The sequence below is a fragment of the Bradyrhizobium vignae genome (assembly GCF_900324035.1).
GTDB lineage: Bacteria > Pseudomonadota > Alphaproteobacteria > Rhizobiales > Xanthobacteraceae > Bradyrhizobium > Bradyrhizobium vignae.
Genome location: NZ_LS398110.1, coordinates 1,229,217 through 1,252,487 on the forward strand (window position 1 = coordinate 1,229,217; position 23,271 = coordinate 1,252,487).

Annotated in this window: 22 protein-coding genes and 1 tRNA gene; 13 read left to right on the plus strand and 10 right to left on the minus strand. The window is 64.3% G+C overall.

Annotation, left to right across the window (positions count from 1 at the left end):
- Nucleotides 1-78 precede the first annotated feature (78 nt).
- Entirely contained in the window at nt 79-699 is a 621-nt protein-coding gene (locus BRAD3257_RS05960; RefSeq protein WP_162500130.1) for a LysE family translocator, read from the plus strand.
- A gap of 408 nt (nt 700-1,107) precedes the next feature.
- On the opposite strand, the gene BRAD3257_RS05970 is transcribed toward BRAD3257_RS05960, so the two are convergent.
- Nucleotides 1,108-1,911 (minus strand): N-formylglutamate amidohydrolase, encoded by an 804-nt coding sequence (locus BRAD3257_RS05970; protein ID WP_122401080.1) that lies wholly within the window; start codon nt 1,909-1,911, stop codon nt 1,108-1,110.
- Between the two features lie 76 nt (nt 1,912-1,987).
- Between BRAD3257_RS05970 and BRAD3257_RS05975 the strand changes: the two genes are divergently transcribed.
- A complete protein-coding gene (locus tag BRAD3257_RS05975) occupies nt 1,988-2,386 on the plus strand; it encodes a gamma-glutamylcyclotransferase family protein (RefSeq protein WP_122401081.1) in 399 nt (132 codons plus the stop codon).
- On the opposite strand, the gene BRAD3257_RS05980 is transcribed toward BRAD3257_RS05975, so the two are convergent.
- The gene (locus tag BRAD3257_RS05980) at nt 2,383-2,946 is read right to left on the minus strand and encodes a chlorite dismutase family protein (RefSeq protein ID WP_122406397.1); all 564 of its coding nucleotides are present in this window, start codon (nt 2,944-2,946) and stop codon (nt 2,383-2,385) included. The two genes, BRAD3257_RS05975 and BRAD3257_RS05980, sit on opposite strands and share 4 nt — an antisense overlap.
- Before the next feature lie 279 nt (nt 2,947-3,225).
- On the opposite strand from BRAD3257_RS05980, the gene dnaG reads away from it, so the two are divergent.
- Both dnaG and rpoD read left to right on the plus strand, forming a co-directional pair.
- Nucleotides 3,226-5,229 (plus strand): DNA primase, encoded by a 2,004-nt coding sequence (gene dnaG / locus BRAD3257_RS05985; RefSeq protein ID WP_122401082.1) that lies wholly within the window; start codon nt 3,226-3,228, stop codon nt 5,227-5,229.
- Between the two features lie 374 nt (nt 5,230-5,603).
- Nucleotides 5,604-7,739 (plus strand): RNA polymerase sigma factor RpoD, encoded by a 2,136-nt coding sequence (rpoD, locus tag BRAD3257_RS05990; RefSeq protein ID WP_122401083.1) that lies wholly within the window; start codon nt 5,604-5,606, stop codon nt 7,737-7,739.
- A 152-nt stretch (nt 7,740-7,891) separates the two neighbouring features.
- Here the strand turns inward: rpoD and BRAD3257_RS05995 are convergent, their stop codons facing one another.
- Nucleotides 7,892-8,128 carry a hypothetical protein gene (locus BRAD3257_RS05995; RefSeq protein ID WP_122401084.1) on the minus strand — a complete coding sequence of 79 codons (237 nt, stop codon included), beginning with the start codon at nt 8,126-8,128 and terminating at the stop codon, nt 7,892-7,894.
- A gap of 178 nt (nt 8,129-8,306) precedes the next feature.
- On the opposite strand from BRAD3257_RS05995, the gene BRAD3257_RS06000 reads away from it, so the two are divergent.
- Together BRAD3257_RS06000 and BRAD3257_RS06005 are read left to right on the plus strand one after the other, a co-directional pair.
- Nucleotides 8,307-9,623 carry a tetratricopeptide repeat protein gene (locus BRAD3257_RS06000; RefSeq protein ID WP_122401085.1) on the plus strand — a complete coding sequence of 439 codons (1,317 nt, stop codon included), beginning with the start codon at nt 8,307-8,309 and terminating at the stop codon, nt 9,621-9,623.
- An 85-nt stretch (nt 9,624-9,708) separates the two neighbouring features.
- Nucleotides 9,709-10,593, plus strand: a complete 885-nt coding sequence (locus BRAD3257_RS06005) for a DUF4231 domain-containing protein (protein ID WP_145986952.1) — start codon at nt 9,709-9,711, stop codon at nt 10,591-10,593.
- A gap of 256 nt (nt 10,594-10,849) precedes the next feature.
- On the opposite strand, the gene BRAD3257_RS06010 is transcribed toward BRAD3257_RS06005, so the two are convergent.
- Nucleotides 10,850-11,260, minus strand: coding sequence for a hypothetical protein (locus BRAD3257_RS06010; RefSeq protein WP_244607867.1), 411 nt, complete (start codon nt 11,258-11,260; stop codon nt 10,850-10,852).
- A gap of 158 nt (nt 11,261-11,418) precedes the next feature.
- Here BRAD3257_RS06010 and BRAD3257_RS06015 point away from each other — a divergent pair, with 158 nt between their 5' ends.
- From BRAD3257_RS06015 to BRAD3257_RS06035, 5 genes are all read left to right on the plus strand, one after another.
- Nucleotides 11,419-12,225, plus strand: coding sequence for a lytic murein transglycosylase (locus BRAD3257_RS06015; protein ID WP_122401087.1), 807 nt, complete (start codon nt 11,419-11,421; stop codon nt 12,223-12,225).
- Nucleotides 12,226-12,500: 275 nt separating this feature from the next.
- The gene (locus tag BRAD3257_RS06020; protein WP_122406398.1) at nt 12,501-12,875 is read left to right on the plus strand and encodes a response regulator; all 375 of its coding nucleotides are present in this window, start codon (nt 12,501-12,503) and stop codon (nt 12,873-12,875) included.
- A gap of 56 nt (nt 12,876-12,931) precedes the next feature.
- Entirely contained in the window at nt 12,932-13,543 is a 612-nt protein-coding gene (locus BRAD3257_RS06025; RefSeq protein WP_122401088.1) for a LysE family translocator, read from the plus strand.
- 635 nt (nt 13,544-14,178) lie between these two features.
- Complete coding sequence (locus BRAD3257_RS06030) at nt 14,179-15,390, plus strand: GGDEF domain-containing protein (RefSeq protein ID WP_122401089.1); 1,212 nt, start codon at nt 14,179-14,181, stop codon at nt 15,388-15,390.
- Nucleotides 15,391-15,425: 35 nt separating this feature from the next.
- The gene (locus tag BRAD3257_RS06035; protein WP_122401090.1) at nt 15,426-16,052 is read left to right on the plus strand and encodes a peptidoglycan recognition protein family protein; all 627 of its coding nucleotides are present in this window, start codon (nt 15,426-15,428) and stop codon (nt 16,050-16,052) included.
- Between the two features lie 167 nt (nt 16,053-16,219).
- Here BRAD3257_RS06035 and rpoH read toward each other — a convergent pair whose 3' ends face one another.
- Together rpoH and BRAD3257_RS06045 are read right to left on the minus strand one after the other, a co-directional pair.
- Nucleotides 16,220-17,119, minus strand: coding sequence for an RNA polymerase sigma factor RpoH (gene rpoH / locus BRAD3257_RS06040; protein ID WP_122401091.1), 900 nt, complete (start codon nt 17,117-17,119; stop codon nt 16,220-16,222).
- A 217-nt stretch (nt 17,120-17,336) separates the two neighbouring features.
- Nucleotides 17,337-18,344 (minus strand): RluA family pseudouridine synthase, encoded by a 1,008-nt coding sequence (locus BRAD3257_RS06045; RefSeq protein ID WP_122401092.1) that lies wholly within the window; start codon nt 18,342-18,344, stop codon nt 17,337-17,339.
- On the opposite strand from BRAD3257_RS06045, the gene BRAD3257_RS06050 reads away from it, so the two are divergent.
- Both BRAD3257_RS06050 and BRAD3257_RS06055 read left to right on the plus strand, forming a co-directional pair.
- The gene (locus BRAD3257_RS06050; RefSeq protein WP_122401093.1) at nt 18,343-18,687 is read left to right on the plus strand and encodes a hypothetical protein; all 345 of its coding nucleotides are present in this window, start codon (nt 18,343-18,345) and stop codon (nt 18,685-18,687) included. The genes BRAD3257_RS06045 and BRAD3257_RS06050 overlap by 2 nt on opposite strands.
- A 217-nt stretch (nt 18,688-18,904) precedes the next feature.
- A tRNA-Glu gene (locus tag BRAD3257_RS06055) sits at nt 18,905-18,979 on the plus strand.
- A 545-nt stretch (nt 18,980-19,524) separates the two neighbouring features.
- On the opposite strand, the gene BRAD3257_RS06065 is transcribed toward BRAD3257_RS06055, so the two are convergent.
- From BRAD3257_RS06065 to BRAD3257_RS06080, 4 genes are read right to left on the minus strand one after another with little or no spacing between them, the layout of a single operon-like run.
- Entirely contained in the window at nt 19,525-20,646 is a 1,122-nt protein-coding gene (locus BRAD3257_RS06065) for an ABC transporter ATP-binding protein (protein WP_122401094.1), read from the minus strand.
- Nucleotides 20,646-21,383 (minus strand): tyrosine-protein phosphatase, encoded by a 738-nt coding sequence (locus BRAD3257_RS06070; protein ID WP_244607868.1) that lies wholly within the window; start codon nt 21,381-21,383, stop codon nt 20,646-20,648. The genes BRAD3257_RS06065 and BRAD3257_RS06070 overlap by 1 nt, the downstream gene beginning before the upstream one ends.
- Nucleotides 21,383-22,261, minus strand: a complete 879-nt coding sequence (locus tag BRAD3257_RS06075; RefSeq protein WP_122401096.1) for a carbohydrate ABC transporter permease — start codon at nt 22,259-22,261, stop codon at nt 21,383-21,385. The genes BRAD3257_RS06070 and BRAD3257_RS06075 overlap by 1 nt, the downstream gene beginning before the upstream one ends.
- Nucleotides 22,251-23,219, minus strand: coding sequence for a carbohydrate ABC transporter permease (locus tag BRAD3257_RS06080; protein WP_244607869.1), 969 nt, complete (start codon nt 23,217-23,219; stop codon nt 22,251-22,253). Before BRAD3257_RS06080 ends, BRAD3257_RS06075 begins: the two co-directional genes overlap by 11 nt.
- Nucleotides 23,220-23,271: the final 52 nt, after the last annotated feature.

Sequence of the window (23,271 nt, forward strand, 5' to 3'; positions counted from 1 at the left end):
AATAGAGGGAGGGGGAACGTCTTCCGTTCCAGCACGCGCCATGCATTAATGTGGCACCGCCTCCAGCGAGTCTCTCCCATGATGTCCATGCAAGCCTATCTCGCCTTCGTCGCCGCCTGCATTGCGCTGGCGCTGCTGCCGGGTCCGATCGTCACCCTCGTCATCGCCAACGGACTGCGCCACGGCACGCGTGCGGCGCTCACCAACGTTGCCGGCGCGCAGGCCGGGCTTGCCATCGTCATCGGCATCGTCGCGGTCGGCCTGACCTCGCTGATGGCGACCATGGGTTACTGGTTCGACTGGGTGCGCTTTGCCGGCGCCGCTTATCTCGTCTGGCTCGGCATCAGGCTGATCTGGACGCCGGTCGAGGGCGTCGAGGTCGACGCGCCGCCACCACCGCCGCGCGGCGGCTTTTTCCTGCAGGGATTTTTGGTGCTGCTGTCGAATCCGAAGGTGCTGGTGTTCTTCGGCGCTTTCATCCCGCAGTTCATGGACCTGAACCGGCCGCACTTCCCGCAAGTCGCGCTGCTGGGCGCCACCTTCATGGTGACCGCAGTGATGACGGATGCGCTCTACGCCATCGCCGCCGGGCGCGCCCGAAAATTCTTCTCGGCGCGCCGCACGCGGATGATGTCGCGCATCTCCGGCGGCTTCATGATCGGCGGCGGCATCTGGCTCGCGCTGACACGGGCGAAGTGAGCGAAGGCATGATCCGGACCCGGACGGCCGCCGTTGATGCAAGGTGCTGAGCGGTTGTCCGAAACGATCGTGCCCGAAGTACGAGCCAAAGCGCGATGACGATTCATCCCAATCCCATCGCGCTTTACTTACGAATATTCCGTCAATGCCCGCAAGCTGCGCTCTGCCTCCACCAGAGCTATCAATATCTCGCCCGACATATCGCTCGGCCCGATCTCGCCGGGCTCGTCGTGGCCTTCTGCGCCTTTGGCTTTGTCATCGCTCGGCCGCTTCGCCTACGTGCTCTGGACCATCGCCGCGATCTTCGCGGCGCTGGCGCTGTTCGTCGCGACGCGAGCCGGTTGACGTTCACCTCTCTCCGTTTGCGGTCGTTTGCGGGGAGAGTGAGGGCACCGCCGGATTGGCCGGCTACACCAACGGCTCCGCCCGCAGCTCCACCGCGATCTCCGCTAGGATCCGTGCCAGCCGTTCGGCCCATTGCTGCTGGCCGGACTGGTCTTCGATCAGGTCCTGGCGGATCTCGATGCCGGTGTTGACGAGGCCGCGGGCTTCGCCGTGCACGGGGATGGTGTAATCGGTGAGATCGCTCACCGCATAGGGCTCGTTATCGCCGACGACGAGATCGCCCTCGCTGCGCAGGTGCTTGAGCAAGAGCTGTGGCAGCACGGTGTCGCGGTGATGGAGCGTGCCGATGTGCCAGGGACGTGCGATGCCGGCATAGACAGGCGTGAAGCTGTGCAGCGACACCAGCACCGTCGGCTGCTTGTCATGGCGGCGGCGGGAGATCGCCTCATCGATGCGGTGGTGATAGGGCTCGAAAATCTCGCGCCGCCGTGCCTCACGTTCCCGCTCCGAAATGCCCTCGTTGCGCGGGATCGCGGTCGCCTCGGAGGTCACGGGGATCGAGCTCGCGACGTCGGGCGGACGGTTGCAGTCGATCACGAGCCGCGAATAGCGCTGCGCGATCAGATGCGCGTCGAGCATCTTGGCGAGCCGCTCGGCGACGCCGGCGATGCCGATGTCCCAGGCGATGTGCCTGACAAGGTCGCTTTCCGCGAGGCCGAGATCGCCGAGCGCGCGCGGCAGCATCCGTCCGTAGTGATCCGCGGTGAGCAGGAACGGCGATGTCCCTGCCGCATTCACCTCATGCACGGGCGGAATATCGCCCTCGCCGAGCAGTTGATCGGTTGCCTCGGCTGTGTCCAAAGCCATCCTGATTTGCCTATGGAATAACAACGTGTGTAAACGGAGTAACGGTATCGCACCGAAGCTGCAACTTTGGAACACCATGAGCTCCGATCGACTTTTCGTCTACGGCACCCTGATGCGCGGCTTCGATCATCCGATGGCCCGGCTGCTCGCGGGCCATGCGGAATTTCTGTGCGAAGCGACCTGCCGCGGCCGGCTCGTTCTGGTGAAGCACTATCCCGGATTGCTGCTTTCCGACGCGCCGACGGACATCGTCCATGGCGAGCTCTTTCACCTGCGCGTGCCGGACGAGCTCCTGCGCGAGCTCGACATGTACGAGGCCTGTGGCGAGGGCTTTCCGGAGCCGACGGAATATCTGCGGCAGATGATCGAGGTCACGTTGCCTGATGGTGCCACGGAAAGGGCCTGGACCTATGTCTACAACTGGCCCGTCACCGGTCTGCCGTGCATCGAGTCCGGGCGGTTCCTGGAGCACTAAGCCGACAGCACTTCCTTCACCATGCGCACGTCGACCTCGCGCTCGACATAGGTCCACTCCTCGGTCCGCCGGAGCATCGCCACCAGCTCCTCGAACAGCGAGGCGTCTGCGGGAGCGAACTCGAACCAGGTGAGAAAGTCGAAGGGGCCGCCGAGGTCGCGGCAATGATAGAGCTGGCGCGCGATCGCCGGCAGGAAGCGCAGGCTGCTCGCAATGTGGTGCGATCGGTCCTCGAAGATCTTGCGTCGCTCTTCCTGCGTCAGCTCCCACCAGGATTGCGACTTGCGGATCGGGATCAGCGCCGCGCTGGTTGCCTCCAGCCGGCCGAGGCCAGCCTGCACGGCCACGAGCTGCTGCTTCTCGGCCCGCTCGGTGTAGCGCAAGTTGCTCGCGACCCCGACCAGCCGCCAGGCATTGCGCGAGGGCACCTGCGGCAACGAGACGGCCTCGCTGTCGGTCACCGACAGCGCCGGCACAAAGGGCAGGGGCTCGCCCGTCACTGGCGAAATCGAGGTCACGCGCCAGCCCCCGCTCTGACCGCCTCGAAAGGTCCTGAACATGCAGGCATGGAAGCGCGGAACCGGGCGCGGTTCAAGTGGCTCCGTCAAGTCATTCCGGCCACTTATTCCGTCATCCTCGAGGGATGAATCGGCCTGGATGCAGCCGGGCCGTCGGCCTTCGAGGCTCGCCGAAGAGGCGAGCACTTTCAGGGGTGACGGGACCAAGGCCTGTGCATAGGTCGAATAACCCGGATAACCCGCCTAAACCTGACTATTGGCGAGGCCGCGCCTATATCCCTGATCCTTCGCCCGACTCAAACGCTCGGCTAAACTCATCCCATGCGCTTCACGCCCCAATTCCTCGACGAGCTTCGTGCCCGGCTTTCGGTCTCCGAAGTCGTCGGCAAGCGCGTCAAGCTGAAGAAGGCCGGGCGGGAGTGGAGAGGGCTGTCGCCGTTCCAGCAGGAGAAGACGCCGTCCTTCTACGTCAACGACCAGAAGGGTTTTTACCACGACTTCTCCTCCGGCAAGCACGGCGACATCATCGATTTCTTGATGGAGACCGAGGGCGTGCCGTTCGCGGAGGCCGTGGAGCGGCTCGCCAATATGGCGGGCCTGCCGCTGCCGGCGGTGACGCCCGATGCCGCGCGGCATGAGCAGCGGCGCAAGTCGCTGCATGACGTCATGGATCTCGCCGCAAGATTCTTCGCGGAGACGCTGGCCTCGCGCGTGGGGGCGAAAGCGCGTGGTTATCTCGCCGACCGCGCGATCTCGCCGGCGACGCAATTGCAATTCCGCCTCGGCTATGCCCCGCCTGATCGCTTCGCGCTGAAGGAGCACCTCGGCCAGCAGGGCATCTCCGTCGAGGACATGATCGAGACCGGGCTGCTTGTTGCCGGCAATGACATCCCCGTGCCCTACGACCGCTTCCGCGATCGCGTGATGTTTCCGATCACGGACTTGCGCGGCCGTGTCATCGCCTTCGGCGGGCGCGCGCTGGAGAAGGACGTTCCAGCCAAATATCTGAACTCGCCGGAGACACCGCTCTTCCACAAGGGCGACAATCTCTACAATCATCAGACCGCGCGCAAAGCCACGCATGACGGCAGCGCGCTGATCGTGGTCGAAGGCTATGTCGATGTGATCGCCATGGTTACCGCGGGTTTTGCGGGTGCCGTGGCGCCGCTCGGCACAGCGCTCACCGAGAGCCAGCTCGCGCTGCTCTGGAAGATGGCGGACGAGCCGATCCTCTGTTTCGACGGTGACCGCGCCGGGCAGAAGGCGGCCTATCGCGCCGCGGATCTTGCCTTGCCTTTCCTCAGCCCCGGCAAGAGTCTTCGTTTCGCGCTGCTGCCGGAAGGGCAGGACCCCGACGATCTCGTGCGCTCGGGCGGGCGCGGCGCGATCGAGGAGGTGATCGCGGCAGCGCGGCCGCTTGCCGACATGATCTGGTCGCGCGAGCTCGAGGGCGGCAATTTCGCCACGCCGGAGCGCCGCGCCGCGCTGGAGGCGCGCATCAAGGAGCTCACGAACGGCATCCGCGACGAGGTGGTGCGGCGCTATTATCGCGACGAGTTCGTCGAGCGGTTGCAGCGCACCTTCGCCCCCGAAGGTGGGCGCGGCTTTGGCGGCCGGGGCAATTTCCGGCCCGGCGGCGGCCGGCCGTTCCAGCCGAGGGCAGGGGGCCCGAATCGATTCGGCGCCCAGGGATTCGGCGGCGGCCGCCGCGGGGCCCCGGGTCCCACCCTGCTACCGTCCGGCCCCTACCAGGCGGCGAGCCCCCAGCTGGCGGCAAGCCCGATCATGCGGGGCCAGCGCAGCGCCATCTCCCGCCGCGAGGCCCTGATCCTGCAATGCCTGATCAATCACCCCTGGCTGCTGCATGAGCATCTCGAGGAGGTCGCCGCCCTGGAGCTGGCCCATCCCGAGGCCCACAAGCTCAGGGCCGGCATCATCGCCGCCTTTGCCAACGACCATCACCACTCGCCTGACCCTGGCGAGCAGGCCGAAAAGATGCGCAGCGACCTCGAACGGGGTGGATTTTCCCAGGTTCTTCAAAGGGTTGAGAACGTCATCACGACCCAGGCGGTATGGGCCGCCCGCGAGGGCGCAGCAAGGGATGACGTTCTTGCCACCTGGCACCAGCTGGTTGCCTTGCATCGGCAATGGCATTCACTACTTAGAGAGCTGAAAGACGCCGAGCTGGCCTTGGGGGAGGATCCCAGTGAGGCCAATTTGGCATGGCTGCGTGACGTCAAGGCTCGGATAGGGGAAGTCGACGGTACCGAGGCCCTGATCGAGGGTTTTGGTGAGCTGTCGGGCCGGCTCCAGAAGAGCATGTGATGAAGAATCATGCGGACGGCCGCGGCCGGAACCGCTAAAAGACTCGCCAAATCCTGGGTTTGGCGGCAAAAACAGGGTTAATCGAGGCTTAACGGTCTTGTAGCACTTTGGCCCAGAGGCGGCCGCAGGCATAACAGACGCGTCAGGAATGAATCCGCGCAATCGCTGTTGGCACTACACCTGCATCCGCCGCGTCAAAGAGGCTGACGAAGCGTTAGGCAATTCCGGCGAGAGAAAGTTGGGGGTGGCGAGAGGTTTGTGCGCCGCCCTTTCCGTGTCGAGAGCTGCCGAAGCGAGAGCGTCGAGCAACAGGATCAAGTGAATTCACGCAGGCGCGGCGGGCGTCTCGCATGAAGCGCGTTTAGGAGCAATGGATGGCCACCAAGGCAAAGACGCTGCAGGCGAAGGACAAGGAAAAAGACGACAAGGCAGCGGATGCGCCGGAGAAGGACTCCCAGGACGCGCCCTCGCCCTTGCTCGACCTGTCCGACGCGGCCGTGAAGAAGATGATCAAGCAGGCCAAGAAGCGCGGCTTCGTGACCTTCGATCAGCTCAACGAAGTCCTCCCCTCCGACCAGACCTCGCCCGAACAGATCGAGGACATCATGTCGATGCTCTCGGACATGGGCATCAACGTCACCGAAGCCGACGACACCGAAGGCGAGGAAGAGAAGGACGAGGCCGACGACGACACCGATAACGAGCTCGTCGAGGTCACCCAGAAGGCCGTCACCGAGGTCAAGAAGAGCGAGCCGGGCGAGCGCACCGACGATCCGGTGCGCATGTATCTGCGCGAGATGGGCACGGTCGAGCTGCTCTCGCGCGAGGGCGAAATCGCGATCGCCAAGCGCATCGAAGCCGGCCGCGAGGCGATGATCGCGGGCCTCTGCGAAAGCCCGCTGACCTTCCAGGCCATCATCATCTGGCGCGACGAGCTCAACGAAGGCAAGATTTTCCTCCGCGACATCATCGATCTCGAAGCGACCTATGCCGGCCCCGATGCCAAGGGCGGCATGAACACTGCGATGATTGCAGGTCCCACCGGTGAGAACGGCGAAGCGCCGGCCGAGGGTGGCGAGGCCGCGGCGGCAGCCGCCGCGCCTGCGCATGTCGCTCCGCCCGCAGCGCCGCCGGCGCCGACCCCGTTCCGCGCCGCGCCTGCCGCCGGCGGCGAAGGCGAGGACAAGGATCCGGGCGAGGCCGCGGCCGAAGCCGACATGGACGACGACGAGTTCGAGAACCAGATGTCGCTCGCGGCGATCGAGGCCGAGCTCAAGCCGAAGGTGGTCGAGATCTTCGACAAGATCGCCGACAGCTACAAGAAGCTGCGCAAGCTTCAGGAGCAGGACATCCAGAACCAGCTCCAGAACGAGTCGCTGTCGCCGCACCAGGAGCGCAAGTACAAGAAGCTCAAGGACGAGATCATCGTCGAGGTGAAGTCGCTGCGCCTCAACCAGGCGCGCATCGACAGCCTCGTCGAGCAGCTCTACGACATCAACAAGCGCCTCGTCTCGCATGAGGGCCGCCTGATGCGCCTTGCCGACAGCCATGGCGTCGCGCGCGAGGACTTCTTGCGCAACTACACCGGCTCGGAGCTCGATCCGCGCTGGCTCAATCGCGTCTCGAAACTGTCGGCCAAGGGCTGGAAGAACTTCGTCCATCACGAGAAGGACCGCATCAAGGACCTCCGCCACGAGGTGCATCAGCTCGCAGCCCTGACCGGCCTCGAGATCGGTGAATTCCGCAAGATCGTGCACTCCGTGCAGAAGGGCGAGCGCGAGGCACGCCAGGCCAAGAAGGAGATGGTGGAAGCCAACCTCCGCCTCGTGATCTCGATTGCCAAGAAGTACACCAACCGCGGCCTGCAGTTCCTCGACCTGATCCAGGAAGGCAACATCGGCCTGATGAAGGCGGTCGACAAGTTCGAGTATCGCCGCGGCTACAAGTTCTCGACCTACGCCACGTGGTGGATCCGGCAGGCGATCACCCGCTCGATTGCGGACCAGGCCCGCACCATCCGCATCCCCGTGCACATGATCGAGACGATCAACAAGATCGTGCGCACGAGCCGCCAGATGCTCAACGAGATCGGCCGCGAGCCGACCCCGGAAGAGCTAGCGGAAAAGCTCGGTATGCCGCTGGAGAAGGTGCGAAAAGTCCTCAAGATCGCCAAGGAGCCGCTGTCGCTGGAAACGCCGGTCGGTGACGAAGAGGATTCACATCTCGGCGATTTCATCGAGGACAAGAACGCGATCCTCCCCATCGACGCCGCGATCCAGTCCAATTTGCGCGAGACCACCACGCGCGTGCTGGCGTCCCTGACGCCGCGCGAAGAACGCGTGCTGCGCATGCGCTTCGGCATCGGCATGAACACCGACCACACGCTGGAAGAAGTCGGCCAGCAGTTCTCGGTCACGCGCGAGCGTATCAGGCAGATCGAGGCGAAGGCGCTACGGAAGCTGAAGCATCCGTCGCGGTCGAGGAAGCTGCGGAGCTTCTTGGATAATTGATCGTAGACAGCGATTCAAAGCAAACGGCGGGCCTTGACCCGCCGTTTTTCATTTGTCGTCATTGCGAGCGCGGCGAAGCAATCCAGAGTCTTTCTACGGAGGGTTTTCTGGATTGCTTCGCTGCGCTCGCAATGACGGGAGAGGCTGAAGGCCTATTTCTTCCTCGCCCCCACCCGCTCGATCCGCTTGATCTCCAACGCCGGTCGGCCGCTCTTTTCCGCGATCTCGCGGTCCTGCTCCATGATGAAGCGGCGGGCGGGTTCGTCGCCGTCGAGGCCGCCGAGCAGCTCGGCGGGCACGCGGCGGTTTGAGCGCTGGGAGCCGTCTTCATAGACGACGTTGAAGAAGGCGAATTCGCCTTTCGGGTTGGTTCCGGGTTTCTTGGCCATGGCGGCTTGTCGTCGATCAGGACGCCGCAGTCAAATGACTTTGCGGCTTGCATAGGTGGGCTCCTGCCGAGCGGGGCGAAGCCTCCGCGTTTTCCTTGAAGCCCACACTTGACCTGAGGTTGACCTTGGAGGAACATGAAGCTTTCAATTGCTCCGCTGCATTTTGGGAGCGCGTGATATGCCCAATACGGCCATCGATTATTCCAAGATCTGCTTCGTCATCATGCCGTTCGGTTTGAAGAAAGTCGGCGACAAGGATGTCGATTTCGATGTGATCTACAGTGACATCTTTCTCCCCGCCATTGCCGCGGTCGACCTGCCCGAGGGCGGCAAGCTCGAGCCGCGGCGTACCGATCAGGACTTCTTCACGGCACTGATCACGCAGGACATGTTCGAGTATTTGGAGTACTCGCGCTTCGCGTTGGCCGACCTCAGCGGGCTCAACTTCAACGTCGCCTACGAGCTCGGGGTTCGGCACCGCGCTCGTGAGGCCGGCACGGCGATCTTCCGCCAGGGCAACTCCGCCCCGCCCTTTGATATCGCGTCGATCAAGGCTTTTCCCTACGAATATGCGCCTGCTACGGAGGCCCAGAAATCGCGGGCGCTGATCACGCAGGTGTTGACAGAGTCGCTCAAGCGAAACCGGATCGACAGTCCGGTACGGCAGGCCCTCGACGAGCAGCGGCAGTCTCCGCCGGTCAACGACTTGTTGACACAGGCCGAAAACGAGATCCGCGCCTACAACGTCACCGGCGCGATGGAGATCTATCGCCAAGTGGTTGCGGCCGATCCCAACAATCCGTTGCCGCGGATGAAGCTCGGCCTGTTATGCCGAGACAACGACATATGGGACGAAGCGCTCGAACAATTCACCGCTGCGGCGGCCGCGTCGCCGACCTATAGCGAAGCCTGGCGCGAGAAGGGAGTCGCCGAGAACAAGGTCGCGCAAATCGCCAAACGGCCGCCACTCGATTCCGATCCCGCGCCCGGCGAAACATCCATTCGCGAGGCGATCAGACTCAACCCGAAGGGATTCGACGCTCTCGCCTCCCTTGGCGGCGTCCTCAGACGTGCAGGGCGCCTTGTGCCTGCACTTGCGGCCTATGAGGAGTCGATGAAGGCTTCGGGCGGACATCCGTATCCGCTGCTCAACGCGTTGAAGCTGCGTGCGCAAGTCAACGGACGTCTTGCCCTGTCCGAGTCGGACCAGCTCGCGCTGGCGCGTGCCGCCCGCGTCCGGGAGGCGCAGCTGAAGCAGCAGCCGCCGTTCGATCGACCCTGGTGCTACTTCGATCTGGCGGAGATCAGGCTGTATCAAGGGGATGCCGCTGCCTTTCTCAAGATCGCCAAGGATGGATTTGCGGATCTGGACACGGTCAATTGGCAACGCAAGAGCTTCATCGACGCTATGCGCGGGCTGCTACCCGCAGAGAGTGAGCTTCCGGGATTCAAGACGGGCTTCGAAGAGCTGGAGAAGAAATTGCCGCCGGAGTGACCGAACGGGCCTCCGCTGGTTCAGAGGCGAGGCGCAACGCCCACCGCGTCAAATGCCCTGACACCTCGTGTTCAATCGAAGCATCTTGGAGGAAACGACGATGACCATCTTGGAGTCCGTTGCGGATAGTCAGGCCAAATGGTCGACCACCGCAAACGGGATGAAGTCGACGATCGATCGCGCGCGGTGGTTTGTCTTCGCTCTGTCGTCACTGGGCGCGGTTCTGGCGGCAGTGGCGAGCCAGCTGCAGGAAGGGAATGCCAATCCCCGCACCTGGGTCGCGATCACGGCAGCAATATGCCTCGCATTCGCGACTTTCTTCACGCACCGCCTGCTGGGCTCCGAGCGCGTCATTGCCTGGGTTCGCTCCCGCGCAATCTCGGAACGCTTGAAGCGTGAGGCCTACCGATATGCGACGAAGACTGCGCCCTATGACGATCCGGCCAAGGCGGACGACGTTCTCCGCGCCGAGCTTCAGAAGATCGATGAAGAGGCCAAAGACTTGCTCGAACAGCAAATCCCGGCCAAGGACCAGGGATCATCGCCGCGCGTTTTTCTTGGGATCGACGAGTATGTGGCGAAGCGCGCGAACAAGCAGATCGCATTCTATGAGAATCGGGCCAAGGAGTACCAGTCGACGGCCTGGCGACTCAGGTCCCTCGAGATGGCTCTGGCGGCAGCCGCGACGCTGCTCACGGCCATTGCCAGCGTCGTTGCCAAGCCGGTTATTCTGGGCGTCCACTTCGATCTCGCCGCCCTTACGGCCGTGCTCACGACCCTCGGCGGCGCCGTCATCGCCCATATCGAGGCGGAGCGTTATAGCTTTCTCGTGGTCACGTATCGCGCAACTGCATTGCAGCTGCAGCGACGCGTGGACGGCGCGAAGCAACCGCTCTCGGACTTCGTCAACGACTGCGAAAATATTCTGGCGGCGGAGAACGCATCCTGGATCGCGAAACAGACCAAGTGAGTTCGATTCCGAGGTCGCAACTCGCATGGCGCTCAATAAACGGCGGGCCGAAGCCCGCCGTTTATCCTGGTCCTCAGCGTCGCCCGGGGCTGGTGGGGTGACAACCTAAAATAGAATTCTATCGATTGCGCCCCGCGATGGCAAGGCAAATCGTGGTGGTGTCGATGTCGCAGCGAGCGCATCGGATCTGTGTTGGTTTTGACGTGTGATGCAGCCCCGCATCGAAACGATTGTTTTGGTTACCAAATCATCCTGTTCATCTTCTTTTTGCGCATGCAATGCGGCTAGAGCGACGCGCTCTGTAAGGAAAGTGCGTTGGCCTGCACCTGTTCCAGAGACATGTCATGACCTGGCCGACGTCCGAGAGGCGCGTGTGATGCAGGATGTCCATCAGGCGGAACGTCATCACCGCGGGACGGCCGAAGCTGATGCCGGGGCGGCCGAGCTCGAACAGCACGTTCACCGCGGGAAGCAAGCCGCGGATGTGCTCGAGCACGCCAGCCATGTCCTCCACGCTGCAGGCGATGAGATGGGCAGCCTGCGCCGGTGCGGCCGCGGGCGTCGGCGGCGCGAGGCCGAGCGCGGCGATCACCTCCTGCTCGATCCATTGCCGCACCACGGCGGGGGCATTGCGGACCTGCTCGGCGGTCAAGGTAATTCCGGTCATGTGCGGCTCTCCTGTTTCGCTCAGTTTAGAAAGCAGGGCGTGAGACAGTTTGATGCGGATCAAGCCTTGCGCTTCAAGCCGTTGCGCTTTGACGCTCGCAGTGTTCCCGGGCATGATCGCGCACTGCTTCGCGCTGGGATTTTGGGGGATTGCTCCACATGCTGAGACTGCTTTTCGCCGCCGCGTTGGTCGTGACTCTGGCCGGCGGGCCGGCGCAGGCCGCCCGCTGCGGCGGCGACTTCAACAGCTTCATTGCCGGCATGGCCGCGGAGGCGCAGGCGGCCGGCGTCTCCGCGAGCGTGACGAGCGCGGCGCTCGGCGGCGTGACGCCTGATGGCGCCGTGCTCGCCTTCGACCGGCGCCAGCGCCACACCTTCAATAAGAGCTTCGAGCAGTATGTCTCGACCCGCGTCGGCCCCGGCCGCATCAATGGCGGACGGGCTCTGCTGCAGCGCCATGCTGCGCTGCTGTCGCGCATCGAGCAGCAGTTCGGCGTGCCCCGCTACATCCTGGTCGCGATCTGGGGGCTGGAGAGCGATTTCGGCAAGGGCGACATGGGCAAGCTGCCGGTGATCCGCACGCTGGCGACACTCGCGCATGATTGCCGCCGCACCGATCTGTTCCAGGGCGAGCTGCTCGCGGCGCTCAAAATCGTGCAGCGCGGCGACCTGCCGCTGCGCGACCTCATCGGCGCCTATGCCGGCGAGATCGGCCAGACCCAGTTCCTGCCGTCGTCCTACATCAAATACGGCGTCGATTTCGACGGCGACGGCCATGTCGACCTCCGCCACAGCGTCCCCGACGTGCTCGCCTCGACCGCGAACCTCTTGCACATGAGCGGCTTCAAGATGGGCCAGCCCTATGGCGAGGGCACCGCCAATTTCGAGGCGATGCGCGAGTGGAACAGGGCGGTGGTCTATCGCAAGACGATCGGGTATTTCGCCGACCGATTGATGGGGCAATAGAGCTTCACATAATCGGTTTCATCGGCCGTTTGACCGGGCGATCCAGTCCGAGATGGTTGTGGTTCGATCGATAAACCGCGGCGTACCGGATTCCCCGCTTTCGCGGGGAAGGACAGCGGAGTGTGAGGTGGCGCCGCTGCGCCTCGTCCCGGTCATGCTTTCCCCGTCGAGTCCAATCGGCGGAACCATCAATCACTTTTTTTGAAATGAAACCGAACCGTTGCCGGCTTCGGGTTTTTAACATGTGTTATGGAGGCATGCATTGGGAGCTGCCGATGGGACAAGCGACGCCATTTCGCGCGACAGCGCTGATCGTTGAGGACGACGCCATGCAGCGGGAGATGCTTTGCGTCCTCCTGGAAGAGAGCGGCTACCAAGTCATCCAGTGCGAGAGCGCCGAGGCGGCGGAGCGCGTCCTCGACACGAGCGCCGGCTCGCTCTGTCTGATGCTGACCGACATCCAGCTTGCCGGCCGCATGAACGGCGTCGAGCTCGCGCACGTGGCCAAGCACCGCAATCCGAAGCTCGATGTCGTCGTCACTTCCGGCCGCCCCTTGAAGCAGCCCTTGCCCGACGGCGCCAAGTTCTGGGCCAAGCCCTGGGCGCCGCTCGACGTGCTGCGCGAGGCCGAGATCGCTCAGCTGTCCTGACGGCTCGCCAGAGAGCTCGCTTTCTCGCCGCGAGCCAGTGGTGATAAGGTCAGCCAATGACCTTGTCCTTCCTGCTCACCTCGCTGATCGTCATCGCTTCGCCCGGCACCGGCGTGCTTTACACGCTGGCCGCGGCGCTGACCCGCGGCTCGCAGGCCAGCATAGCCGCCGCCTTCGGCTGCACGCTCGGAATCGTGCCGCACATGGTGGCGGCGATGCTCGGCCTTGCGGCCGTGCTCCACACCAGCGCGCTTGCCTTCGCCGCGCTGAAATGGTGCGGGGTCGCCTATCTGCTCTATATGTCCTGGCAGGCGCTGCGCGAGGCGGGGACGCTCGCGGTTAGCGGCGAGATCAAGGAGCGATCGAGTGGCCGCGTCATTGTCACCGGCTTTCTGATCAATATCCTCAATCCAAAGCTGTCGATCTTCTTCCTCGCCTTCCTGCCGCAGTTCATCGCGGCGGAGGAGGCCCATGTGCTGGCGCGCATGCTGGAATTGAGCGGCGCCTTCATGGCGATGACCTTTGCGGTGTTCGTCCTCTACGGCTTCCTCGCCGCTGCGGTGCGCGAGCGCGTCATCTCCCGTCCCCGCGTCATGGCCTGGCTGCGGCGCAGCTTTGCCGCCGGCTTCGCCGCGCTCGGCGCCAAGCTGGCGTTTGCCGAGCGGTAGGCGTCTCTTCGCCTCTCCCGCAAGCGTGGGAAGAGGGAGCGAGAGAGCGGAGTGAGGCAATAAAAAAGCGGGCCCGCCGCCCGCCATCTTCAAACCCGATCGATGCCACCCGAAGCCCGGGCGGAGCGAGAACCCCACCCGGGCAAAGAACAGAAGCCTCGTTACTTCTTCTTCGCCTTCTTGGCCTTTTTCGCCTTCTTCTTCGCCGCCTTCTTCGCTTTCTTAGCCATAGTATCCTCTTAAGGGTTAATGGTGGAACGCGACTCGAGGCATGCTCGGCGGAGGGCCAGCCTCGCAACATCCTCGACCACAAACTCAGCAGATTCGGAGCCGGCTGCCCCGCGCTGTCATATCTCCGTCATCGCGTTATCCACAGCTCAGATGCATTTTCGGGTGATTTTGCCGCGCGAATCCGCATCAAGCGTGTCGCGCCGCGACGGCAGCGAAATGCCTAACGATCCGAGAACGCGACTGCGCCGTTCATGAATCCAAAACCAAAGGCGCGCTTTGAAGGATTCCAGTGAGACTCCGTTAAGTGCAACCCGCGCATTCTTCCCCGCAAGAAAACGGGGGCGGGTCATGGACGAACGGCTGCCAGGAATGGGGGACGCGACGCTGCGCGCGCTGCGCTCGCCATGCTGAACGTACCGACACTCTGGACGGTCTTCATCGTCAACTTCCTCGCGCTCGGCCTGATCTGGGCCTACGTGACGCGCTCCTATCCGAAATTCGCGGCTGCGCGGTTCTGGATGGCATCGGCCTTCGTCGGTGCGGCCGGCGCGATGGTCGCCCTGATTGGCCTCTTGGCCATGTCCCCTATGCCGCTTCTGATCGGCGGCGCCGGCATCATCGCGGCGAGCTGCTTCGCCGCAATGGGCATCCAACGCTTCTATGGTCGGCCAGTGTCCTGGCGATTTATGCTCGCGACCGGCGTCTTGAGCCTCTGCGGCGCCGCTTTCTTCAAGTTCGGTTTCGATCACATGCCGCTGCGGATGCTCTGCTACACGCTCGGGCAGTGTTTGCCGCTGTTGCGCTCGCTGGGTCTGTTGCTGTCGCCACCGGAAGGCCGAGTTAGCCCGGGAGCCCGGCTGTCCGGCATCGTCATCACCGCCATGGTCGCGACGTTCTGCACGCGCGTCCTGGGCAACCTGCTCGGCCATGATTTCTCGGCGGTCGCGGGCGGTCAGAACCATGCCGTCATGGTGCTGGGGCTGCTGTTCCTGTCGATGACGCTCAATTTCGGTTTCCTGCTGATGGCGATGGACCGGCTGCGGGGCGAGGTCGCCGACCTTGCGCTGCTCGACGATCTCACCGGCGTTGCCAACCGGCGCCATCTGCTGCAGCGCCTGTCCGAGGAATGCGCCCGATCAGCGCGCAGCGGTGAGCCGTTCTCGCTGCTGGTGATCGACCTCGACGGCTTCAAGACCATCAACGACACCCATGGCCATGCCGCCGGCGATGCCTGCCTCAAGCACTTCACCTTGATGGCGCAGACGCGCCTCCGGCCCGGCGACATGCTCGCCCGCACCGGCGGCGACGAGTTCTGCGTCGTGCTGCCGTCCTCGTCGTTGCGCGAGGCTGCCGCGATCGCCCGCCGCGTGCTCGAGGTCTGCCGTCGGGATGCCGCCGGTTGCACCGGCAGCGACATTCCGATCGCGATCTCGATCGGGGTCGCGCAGTGGGATCGCGGCATCGGAGAATTCCCGGACCGACTGATGGCCAACGCCGACCACGCCCTCTATGCCGCCAAGAAGGACGGCAAGAACGATTTTGCGGTCTATGATCCCGCTCCGCCGCTCGCGCCGGAGCCGATCAGGCTGGCCGAGGGCAAGCGCACATTCGCGTAAAGCCTGCTACGATTGGGGTCCGTCATTGGACCCGCATGATGATGTCCCGCCTGCTCGCGTTCCTCCTCGCCGCACTCTTCTTGACCGCACCAGCCGTTGCAGCCGACGCCGAGCTCGCAAAACTCGCGCGCGCCTCCGGCACGCCCGACATCCCCGGCTTGAAGATCGTCTGGCTGGCGCCATGGGGCGACGTCCGCAACGCAAGAGCCTGGCGCAACATCATCGTGCACCAGACCGAGGGACCAGCGGGCTCGGCGCGCGGCGGCGCGCAAGCGCAGGCGAAGAACCCGACGCGGCGCGGCGTCACGATCTGGGTCGAGACCGACGGCACGGTCTATTGGGCGGTCGCCGAAAACCTGGTGCCGACCCATGGCGACGGCGCCAACCGCAACGACAACAAATACATCGACAACAGGCCGACCTATCGTCAGGTCGTGCGCGACAATTCGATCGGCGTCGAGTTCGCCGGCAACTATCCCGACGTGACGGCGGCCCCGACCGAAGCACAGGTCGCGGCCTGGAAGATCCTCGTCAAGGTGCTGCGCGCGCGCTACGACATCCCGGCTGGTCGCGTCTATGCGCACAACTGGATCGACTACAAGGACGCGCGCTATTGCGAAGGCTGCACGCTCGCGACGCTGGCAAGGGAATGGGGAGAGTGAGTTAGTACGGCGTCGGCGGTGCGCTCAAGGTAAGCAACATCTGGGCGCATACGTCTCCTGCAGCGAGCATGGAGCATTGATCCTCTCAAGTCCAAAACAAAAAAGCCGGCGTTGCCGCCGGCTTTTCGTCTCTTTCGATCCGCCAATCTCTGGCGCTGGGCCGTCGTTCAGTGCGCGGCTTCCAGCGCAGCCTGTTCCTGCTTCGCGATCGTGCCCTTGACCGCGGACTGCACCTTCTCGAAGGCGCGGACCTCGATCTGGCGGACGCGTTCGCGCGACACGCCGAACTCGGCGGCGAGGTCCTCCAGCGTCATCGGCTCATCGGCGAGGCGGCGGGCCTCGAAGATGCGGCGTTCGCGCGGGTTGAGCACGCCCATGGCGCCGTTCAGCGCGTCACGGCGATGATCATACTCCTCGTGCTCCGCCATCATGGCTTCCTGGTTGGGCGTGTTGTCGACCAGCCAGTCCTGCCATTCGCCGGCTTCGCCGTCGTCGCGGATCGGCGCGTTGAGCGACGCGTCGCCACCGAGGCGGCGGTTCATGTCGATCACGTCCTGATCGGTGACGCCGAGGCGCTTGGCGATCATCTGCACCTGGTCGGGGCGGAGATCGCCTTCGTCCAGCGCGTTGATCTTGCTCTTCGCCTTGCGCAGGTTGAAGAACAGCTTCTTCTGGTTCGCGGTAGTGCCCATCTTCACGAGCGACCAGGAACGCAGGATGTACTCTTGAATCGACGCCTTGATCCACCACATGGCGTAGGTGGCGAGACGGAACCCCTTCTCGGGTTCGAAACGCTTCACCGCCTGCATCAGGCCGACATTGCCTTCCGAGACGACCTCGGAGATCGGCAGGCCATAGCCGCGATAGCCCATGGCGATCTTGGCCACGAGGCGGAGGTGGCTGGTGACGAGTTGGTGTGCCGCGTCGCGATCGTCATGCTCGCGCCAACGCTTGGCGAGCATGTATTCCTGCTGGGGTTCCAGCATCGGAAACTTGCGGATCTCGGCGAGGTAGCGAGAAAGGCCGGATTCTCCATTGAGGACCGGCAAAGCAGCGGTACGGGCCATAGTGCGCCCTCCAAAGGTTCAGGCCCCCGATAGCGGCGGGCCAGGCAGACGACCGCTGTGTTAAAGCCGGCCGTAGCTGCGATGTTCCGCGTTGATCATTTCAACGCAGGGGCAATATACCCCATCGGGGGGCGGAAAGGGAAGGATTGCTGACGTCACGTCCCCGTGTGGCAGCTATAACTTTTTGTAATGTAAAGACTTTCTGAAGCGGCCTGCGTCATAGCGCCGCTTTGAGGGCGCTTTGAAGGAGAAGCAAATCCTCCGGCAGAGGCGCTTCCCAGTGCAGAAGTTCTCCTGTCCTCGGGTGCTCCAATACCAGCAGGTAAGCATGTAAGGCCTGTCGCCCAAGCGCCGCCAACGCGGCTTGCGACTCGGGGCCGAGCTGGTTGGCTTTGGTCTTGAAATGCGGGCCATAGACGGCATCGCCCATCAGCGGGTGGCCGATATGGGCAAGGTGGACGCGGATCTGATGGGTGCGGCCGGTCTCGAGCTCGCAGGCGAGCAGGGCGGCGACGCCCTTGCCGTCGCGTCCATTGAAGCTCTCAAGAATCTCCCAGTGCGTCACCGCCTCGCGGCCGCCTTGGCGCACCGCCATCTTCTCGCGCGCGTGCGGATGGCGGTCGATCGGCGCATCGACGGTGCCGCGGTGCCGGTTCGGAACGCCCCAGGCGAAGGCCATGTAGCCGCGGCGCATCGCGCCGGTGCGGCCGTGATCGGCGAATTGGGCGGTCAGTGAGGCATGGGCAAGGTCGTTCTTGGCGACCACCATCAGCCCCGTCGTGTCCTTGTCGAGCCGGTGCACGATGCCGGGCCGGCGCACCCCGCCGATGCCCGACAGCGAGGCGCCGCAATGGGCGATCAGCGCGTTCACAAGGGTGCCGGTCTCGTGGCCGGCCGCGGGGTGCACCACCAGCCCCTTGGGCTTGTTGAGGACGACGATGTCGTCGTCCTCGAACACGATATCGAGGGCGATGTCCTCCCCCTTGGGCTCCGCAGGCACCGCCTCCGGCACGTCGATTATGATCGTATCGCCGGATGCGACGTGATAAGCGGGGTCGCGGACCGCGGAGGCCTTCAGGTGCACTGCGCCCGCCAGGATCAGGGCTTTCAGCCTCGATCGCGACAGCTCCGGCAGGCGCGCCGCCAGCACGCGGTCGAGCCGCGCCGAGCCCTCATCGCCGGCGACCACGACCTCCAACCTTTGCGCTGACCCAGAGCTTTCCATGACGACGTCTGATACCGCTGTTCCCGAGCCGACCCCCGAGCAGGCCGCGTTGTTCGCGCGGGTGCGGCGGATGATGCTGATCGCGGGGTTGACCACGGCGCTGGCGATCTGCGCCGTGGTGATCGCGGTGGGCTACCGCCTTTTCAAGTCCGAGGGAAGGGCGGTCGAAGCGGCCAGCGACGTCACCGCCACCCTGCCCAAGGGCGCCAGGATCGTCTCGACCGGCGTCGCCGGCGACCGCCTCGTGGTCACGCTGGATGTCGGCGGGATCATCGAGATCCGCACCTTCGATGCCCACACCTTGAAGCCGGCCGGGAAGCTGAAATTTGCCAATGAGCCGTGAGGTGGGCCGCAGTCGCGACGCATAACTCCGCTGTGGTCCCGGACAAGCGAAGCGCAACTCGGCACCCAAAGCCGCAGGGTTCAGTTAACGAATCCCGTCAGCTCCGATTTGCCTTTGGGCCCCGGGTTTTCGCCAGGACGGCGTTGCCGAAGCCGTTTGAAACCCGTGAATCTCACCTTGCCGCCGGCGGAATTCGCGGCTATGTCGTACCCCTCACGCTCCCTTCGTCTAGCGGTTAGGACGCGGCCCTCTCAAGGCTGAAACAGGGGTTCGATTCCCCTAGGGAGCGCCAGCGCTTTCTTCTTCATTTTGATTTTCCTATCGTTTTCGCTGATTTCCCCAAACTTTTCGAAGGGGTTTGGGGTGTTCTGTTCGCTTTGTGATTTTCAAGCTTCACGATTGCTCGCCGCCCCCCCCCCCCGCGCCGGCGATCAGCTTCACGCGTATAGCGCTCAGCTTCAGCGAGAGTGAGATGGCCGAGCGCGGCCATGATTTCGTGTGCGGTAGCTCCGCGTCTTGTATACTCGAACTCGTCAGCGTCGGCCTGAACCCATGTGATCAAATGGGTGTCCACGCGAGCAGTGCCAACGTTTAGCATTAGCTCGTAGGCGACCCGCTGCTTAGTGCCAAAAAGCCCAGCGGTCTTTCCCCGAGCGATCGTTTTCTCCGACTTTCCGTAGATGCGTCCCAGCAGCTGCTCTGCGCCACGCCGGCAGTCTTTTGTTGGTCAGCCTCATCCCGGGTCCGGCGGGCCGCGGCTCCTATGCATGTGCCCTTCGGCAGCGCGGCCAGACGCATCTATCGCCTACGATCGGGGGGGGGGCGCAGCAGTGCCGACTATTCGGAGGCGTTCATGGCCGTTGCGCAGGAGCGTTGGCCCTCCATGGACTCCAGCCGCCGCCCCGTTGCCGCATCAAAGAGATGAACCGCCTTGGGGGGCACCGCCAGCCCGATCGCACCGCTGCGATCCAGAGCAAAACCTTTGGGCAGGATGACCGCCAGCTCCTGCGGCCCAACGGAGCAATACGCCGCACGACTACTCCCGAGCTCCTCCACAAGATCGACCGCGCCGGAGAGGGAGCTGTCAGCGCCGCCGGCGTCGATCACAAGGTCCTCTGGGCGGATGCCTAAGACGACCTTCGTTCCAGGTGCCACATCGTAGCCTTCGATCTGGATCGAGGAGTCGGGGATGCCGTCGAGGGTTACCCGACCGGGCCCGGAGACCGTAGCCGGCAGGAGGTTCATCGCCGGTGCGCCCATGAAGCCCGCGACGAAAGTCGATGCCGGCTTGTCGTAGATCTCCGCCGGCGCACCGATTTGCTCAACCCGGCCGCCATTCATCACAATCAGAGTGTCGGCCAGCGTCATGGCCTCGACCTGGTCGTGGGTCACAAAGATCGAGGTGGCCTGGAGCCGCTTGTGCAGTCGCTTGATCTCGATGCGCATTGAGACGCGCAGCTTGGCGTCGAGATTGGAAAGCGGTTCATCGAAGAGGAAGAGCTGCGGCTCGCGGACGATCGCCCGGCCCATGGCGACGCGCTGGCGCTGCCCGCCCGAAAGCTGGGCCGGCCGGCGGTCGAGATAGTCGGAGAGATCGACAATCGCGGCCGCCTCGCGCACGCGCCTCTCGCGCTCGGGCTTGGGCACGCGCGCAATCTTGAGGGGATAGGCGATATTCTCGGCGACCGTCATATGCGGATAGAGCGCGTAGTTCTGGAATACCATGGTGCAGCCGCGGTCGGCGGGGTCGAGATCGTTGACGACCTGGCCGTTGATCGCAATCTCACCCTCGGTGATCTCCTCGAGCCCGGCGATCATGCGCAGCAGGGTGGATTTGCCGCAGCCGGATGGGCCGACGATGACCACAAACTCGCCCTGGTCGATCTCGACGTCGACGCCGTGCAGGACCTGCTTGCCGGCATAGCTCTTGCGGAGCCCGGAGAGGGAGAGCTTCGCCATCACGCATCCTCCAGCAGGCGCGCCTTCAGCCGCGCGATGGTGGCGTCGCTCAGGCCGATTGCGAGGAGATAGGCTTCGACCGAGCCGTGGTTGTCGAGGATATGCGCGATGGTCGCTGCCATGGTCTGCGGCTCGCAGGCCAGCAGCGGGCGCAAGGCCGCGAGATCGGCGTCGCGCTCTTCGGCCTCCGCGATCAGCCGGTCGAGCAGCGGCGCGATCATCAGCTTGGTCAGCGCATAGTCGTCGAGGATGGTCGCGTCGGCGACCCCGGCCAGCGCCAGCAGCAGCGCGGCGACAAGGCCGGTGCGGTCCTTGCCGGCGGTGCAATGGAACAGCACGACGCCCCGCGGCGCCTCAGCGATCAGGGTCAGCACCTGCGAGATCGCGCCGTGCCGTGTGGTTAGCGCCTGGATGTAGAGATCGAGCAGGACGTCGCTGACGGACATGTCGGCCGGCGCCAGCCGCTCGAACAGCGAGACGTTGTGATAGGCGACGGTGGGATGTCCGTGGAACGGGTTGGGGCGGCTCTGCAGCTCGTGATCGTGTCGGAGGTCGATGACGGTGGTGACGCCTTCTCCGGTCAGAGCGGTCATGCCCGCGGCATCGAGATGGTGCAGGCCGTCCGCGCGCAGGATGCGACGCCAACGGGTCTCGGCGGAGCCTGCGGCATAGCCGCCGAGGTCACGGATGTTGAAGGTGCCGGGGATCGGCAGGTGACGCTGGACGGTGATGTACATCAACGGATTCCGGATTTCATGAAGGCCTGCCGCTGCAGGACGACGTAGATGACGAGGATCGGCAGGCTCGCCAGGGTGGAAGCGGCCATCAGCGGGCCCCATTGCGTGCCCTCCGAGCTCATGAACATCTGGATGCCGATCTGGACGACGCTGTTCTGCGGCGAGCGCGAGAGCAGCAGCGGCCAGAAATACTCGTTCCAGGTCGAGATGAAGATCAGGATCGCCAGCGAGGCGATGGTGCCGCGCAGATTGGGCGTGACGATCTCCCACAGGATGCGCCAGCTCCGGGCGCCGTCCATGCGCGCTGCCTCCAGCACCTCGCGCGGGAAGGAGCGCATCGACTGCGCCAGCATCAGGATCGCGAGCGCCGCCGCGAAATGCGGCAGGATCAGCGCCAAAAGATTGTCGAGCAGGCCGAGATTGGCGACGAGCAGATAGTTGGGGATCATCACCACCTGGAAGGGCACGAGCCAGGTCAGCGCGATCAGCGTGTAGATCAGCTTGTCGCAGGGAAAGCGCCAGCGCGCGAAGGCATAGGCGGCCAGTAGCCCGGTGAAGAGCTGCACCACGGTGACGGTCGCGGCGACGACCAGCGTGTTGACCAGCATCCGCAGGATCGGGATCGCCTTGAGCGCATAGGAGTAATTGTCGAGCGAGGCCGTGCTCGGCCAGAGCGTGGTCTCGAAGATGGCGTTCGCCGGGCGCAGCGAGGAGACGATCATCCAGTAGACGGGGAACAGGCAGAAGATCGCGAGCACGACCATCACCAGATGGCCGGCGGCGGTGTTCCAGCTCCGGCTCGGCTTCGCCTTGCGCGGGCGGCGGGCCGGCTTCGGCAGAGGCCGGGCCGGCGTGAGCGTCATCGCGTCAGTTGTCATGGAAGGAGTACCTGTCCATCAGGCGCAAGAGCACGAAGGCCAGCGCGCCGAAGCCGAGGAAGAGGATGACGGCCGCGGCAGAGCTCCAGCCCACCGAGAGAGTGGAGAAGCCGAAATCCCATAGGATGTAGAAGATGTTCGTGGTGGAGCCGAGCGGTCCGCCGCCGGTCAGCACATGGATATAGGAGAAGCTCCACTGCGCGCCGAGCAGGATCGTCATCAGCGCCAGGAAGAGGATGGTCGAGCGCAGCAGCGGTAGGCGAATGTCGCGGACGATCTCCCATTTGGAAGCGCCGTCCATGCGGGCGGCCTCGATCAGTGCCGGATTGATGTTGGCGTTGGCCGCCGAGAGGATCAGCGTCGAGAAGCCGATCAGCTTCCAGCCGGTCAGGACGATGATGGTCCAGATCGCGACGGTTGGGTCCTGCAGGAAGCGCACCGGGCGGAAGCCGAAGAGCGTGATCGCCTCGTTGACCATGCCGTGCGCGGGATCGAGCAGCCAGCGCCAGATCGCGGCCGCGACCACGGGCGCGATGATCATCGGCACGAAGATGACGGTGCGGTAGAAATTGCGCGAGCGGGCCGGCAGGTCGTGCGTGTAGATTGCCACCACCGTCGGGACGATGACGGCGAGCGGGACGAGGCCGAGGATGTAGAGGCCAGTGTTGCGCAGCGCCTGCCAGAATTTCGGCAGGGCGAAGATGTTCTGGTAGTTTTCCCAGCCGACGAAGGTCATCGGCGCGCCCGGCAGCATGTTCCAGCGGAAGAAGCTGAGCCGGAAGGCGTCGAGCAGCGGCCAGTAGATCCACAGGATCAGCGTGGCGGCGGCTGGCGCGAGATAGAGCCAGGGCGCGATCCGCCAGGCCGAGGCGCGCCGGGTGGGCGTCGCGGGGCGGGGAAGGCGCAGGGGCTGTGGTGGGGCCTGCACAGGCCCGCTCAAGGTGGCGTCCGACATCATGTCTCTCGGCAGGGCGATGAAACGAACGTGGAAGTCCCGGCCCGCCGCGCAT

Excerpts from the sequence above, each read along its gene's own strand:
- BRAD3257_RS06030 (WP_122401089.1), top strand. The coding sequence starts at position 14,179 with ATGCTGAACGTACCGACACTCTGGACGGTCTTCATCGTCAACTTCCTC.
- BRAD3257_RS06025 (WP_122401088.1), top strand. The coding sequence starts at position 12,932 with ATGACCTTGTCCTTCCTGCTCACCTCGCTGATCGTCATCGCTTCGCCC.
- BRAD3257_RS06035 (WP_122401090.1), top strand. The coding sequence starts at position 15,426 with ATGATGATGTCCCGCCTGCTCGCGTTCCTCCTCGCCGCACTCTTCTTG.
- BRAD3257_RS05980 (WP_122406397.1), bottom strand. The coding sequence starts at position 2,946 with ATGTTCAGGACCTTTCGAGGCGGTCAGAGCGGGGGCTGGCGCGTGACC.
- BRAD3257_RS06000 (WP_122401085.1), top strand. The coding sequence starts at position 8,307 with ATGCCCAATACGGCCATCGATTATTCCAAGATCTGCTTCGTCATCATG.
- BRAD3257_RS06020 (WP_122406398.1), top strand. The coding sequence starts at position 12,501 with ATGGGACAAGCGACGCCATTTCGCGCGACAGCGCTGATCGTTGAGGAC.
- BRAD3257_RS06010 (WP_244607867.1), bottom strand. The coding sequence starts at position 11,260 with ATGACCGGAATTACCTTGACCGCCGAGCAGGTCCGCAATGCCCCCGCC.
- BRAD3257_RS05970 (WP_122401080.1), bottom strand. The coding sequence starts at position 1,911 with ATGGCTTTGGACACAGCCGAGGCAACCGATCAACTGCTCGGCGAGGGC.
- BRAD3257_RS06080 (WP_244607869.1), bottom strand. The coding sequence starts at position 23,219 with ATGATGTCGGACGCCACCTTGAGCGGGCCTGTGCAGGCCCCACCACAG.
- BRAD3257_RS06045 (WP_122401092.1), bottom strand. The coding sequence starts at position 18,344 with ATGGAAAGCTCTGGGTCAGCGCAAAGGTTGGAGGTCGTGGTCGCCGGC.
- BRAD3257_RS06065 (WP_122401094.1), bottom strand. The coding sequence starts at position 20,646 with ATGGCGAAGCTCTCCCTCTCCGGGCTCCGCAAGAGCTATGCCGGCAAG.
- rpoD (WP_122401083.1), top strand. The coding sequence starts at position 5,604 with ATGGCCACCAAGGCAAAGACGCTGCAGGCGAAGGACAAGGAAAAAGAC.
- BRAD3257_RS05975 (WP_122401081.1), top strand. The coding sequence starts at position 1,988 with ATGAGCTCCGATCGACTTTTCGTCTACGGCACCCTGATGCGCGGCTTC.
- rpoH (WP_122401091.1), bottom strand. The coding sequence starts at position 17,119 with ATGGCCCGTACCGCTGCTTTGCCGGTCCTCAATGGAGAATCCGGCCTT.
- BRAD3257_RS05960 (WP_162500130.1), top strand. The coding sequence starts at position 79 with ATGATGTCCATGCAAGCCTATCTCGCCTTCGTCGCCGCCTGCATTGCG.
- BRAD3257_RS06015 (WP_122401087.1), top strand. The coding sequence starts at position 11,419 with ATGCTGAGACTGCTTTTCGCCGCCGCGTTGGTCGTGACTCTGGCCGGC.
- BRAD3257_RS05995 (WP_122401084.1), bottom strand. The coding sequence starts at position 8,128 with ATGGCCAAGAAACCCGGAACCAACCCGAAAGGCGAATTCGCCTTCTTC.
- BRAD3257_RS06075 (WP_122401096.1), bottom strand. The coding sequence starts at position 22,261 with ATGACAACTGACGCGATGACGCTCACGCCGGCCCGGCCTCTGCCGAAG.
- BRAD3257_RS06050 (WP_122401093.1), top strand. The coding sequence starts at position 18,343 with ATGACGACGTCTGATACCGCTGTTCCCGAGCCGACCCCCGAGCAGGCC.
- BRAD3257_RS06070 (WP_244607868.1), bottom strand. The coding sequence starts at position 21,383 with ATGTACATCACCGTCCAGCGTCACCTGCCGATCCCCGGCACCTTCAAC.
- dnaG (WP_122401082.1), top strand. The coding sequence starts at position 3,226 with ATGCGCTTCACGCCCCAATTCCTCGACGAGCTTCGTGCCCGGCTTTCG.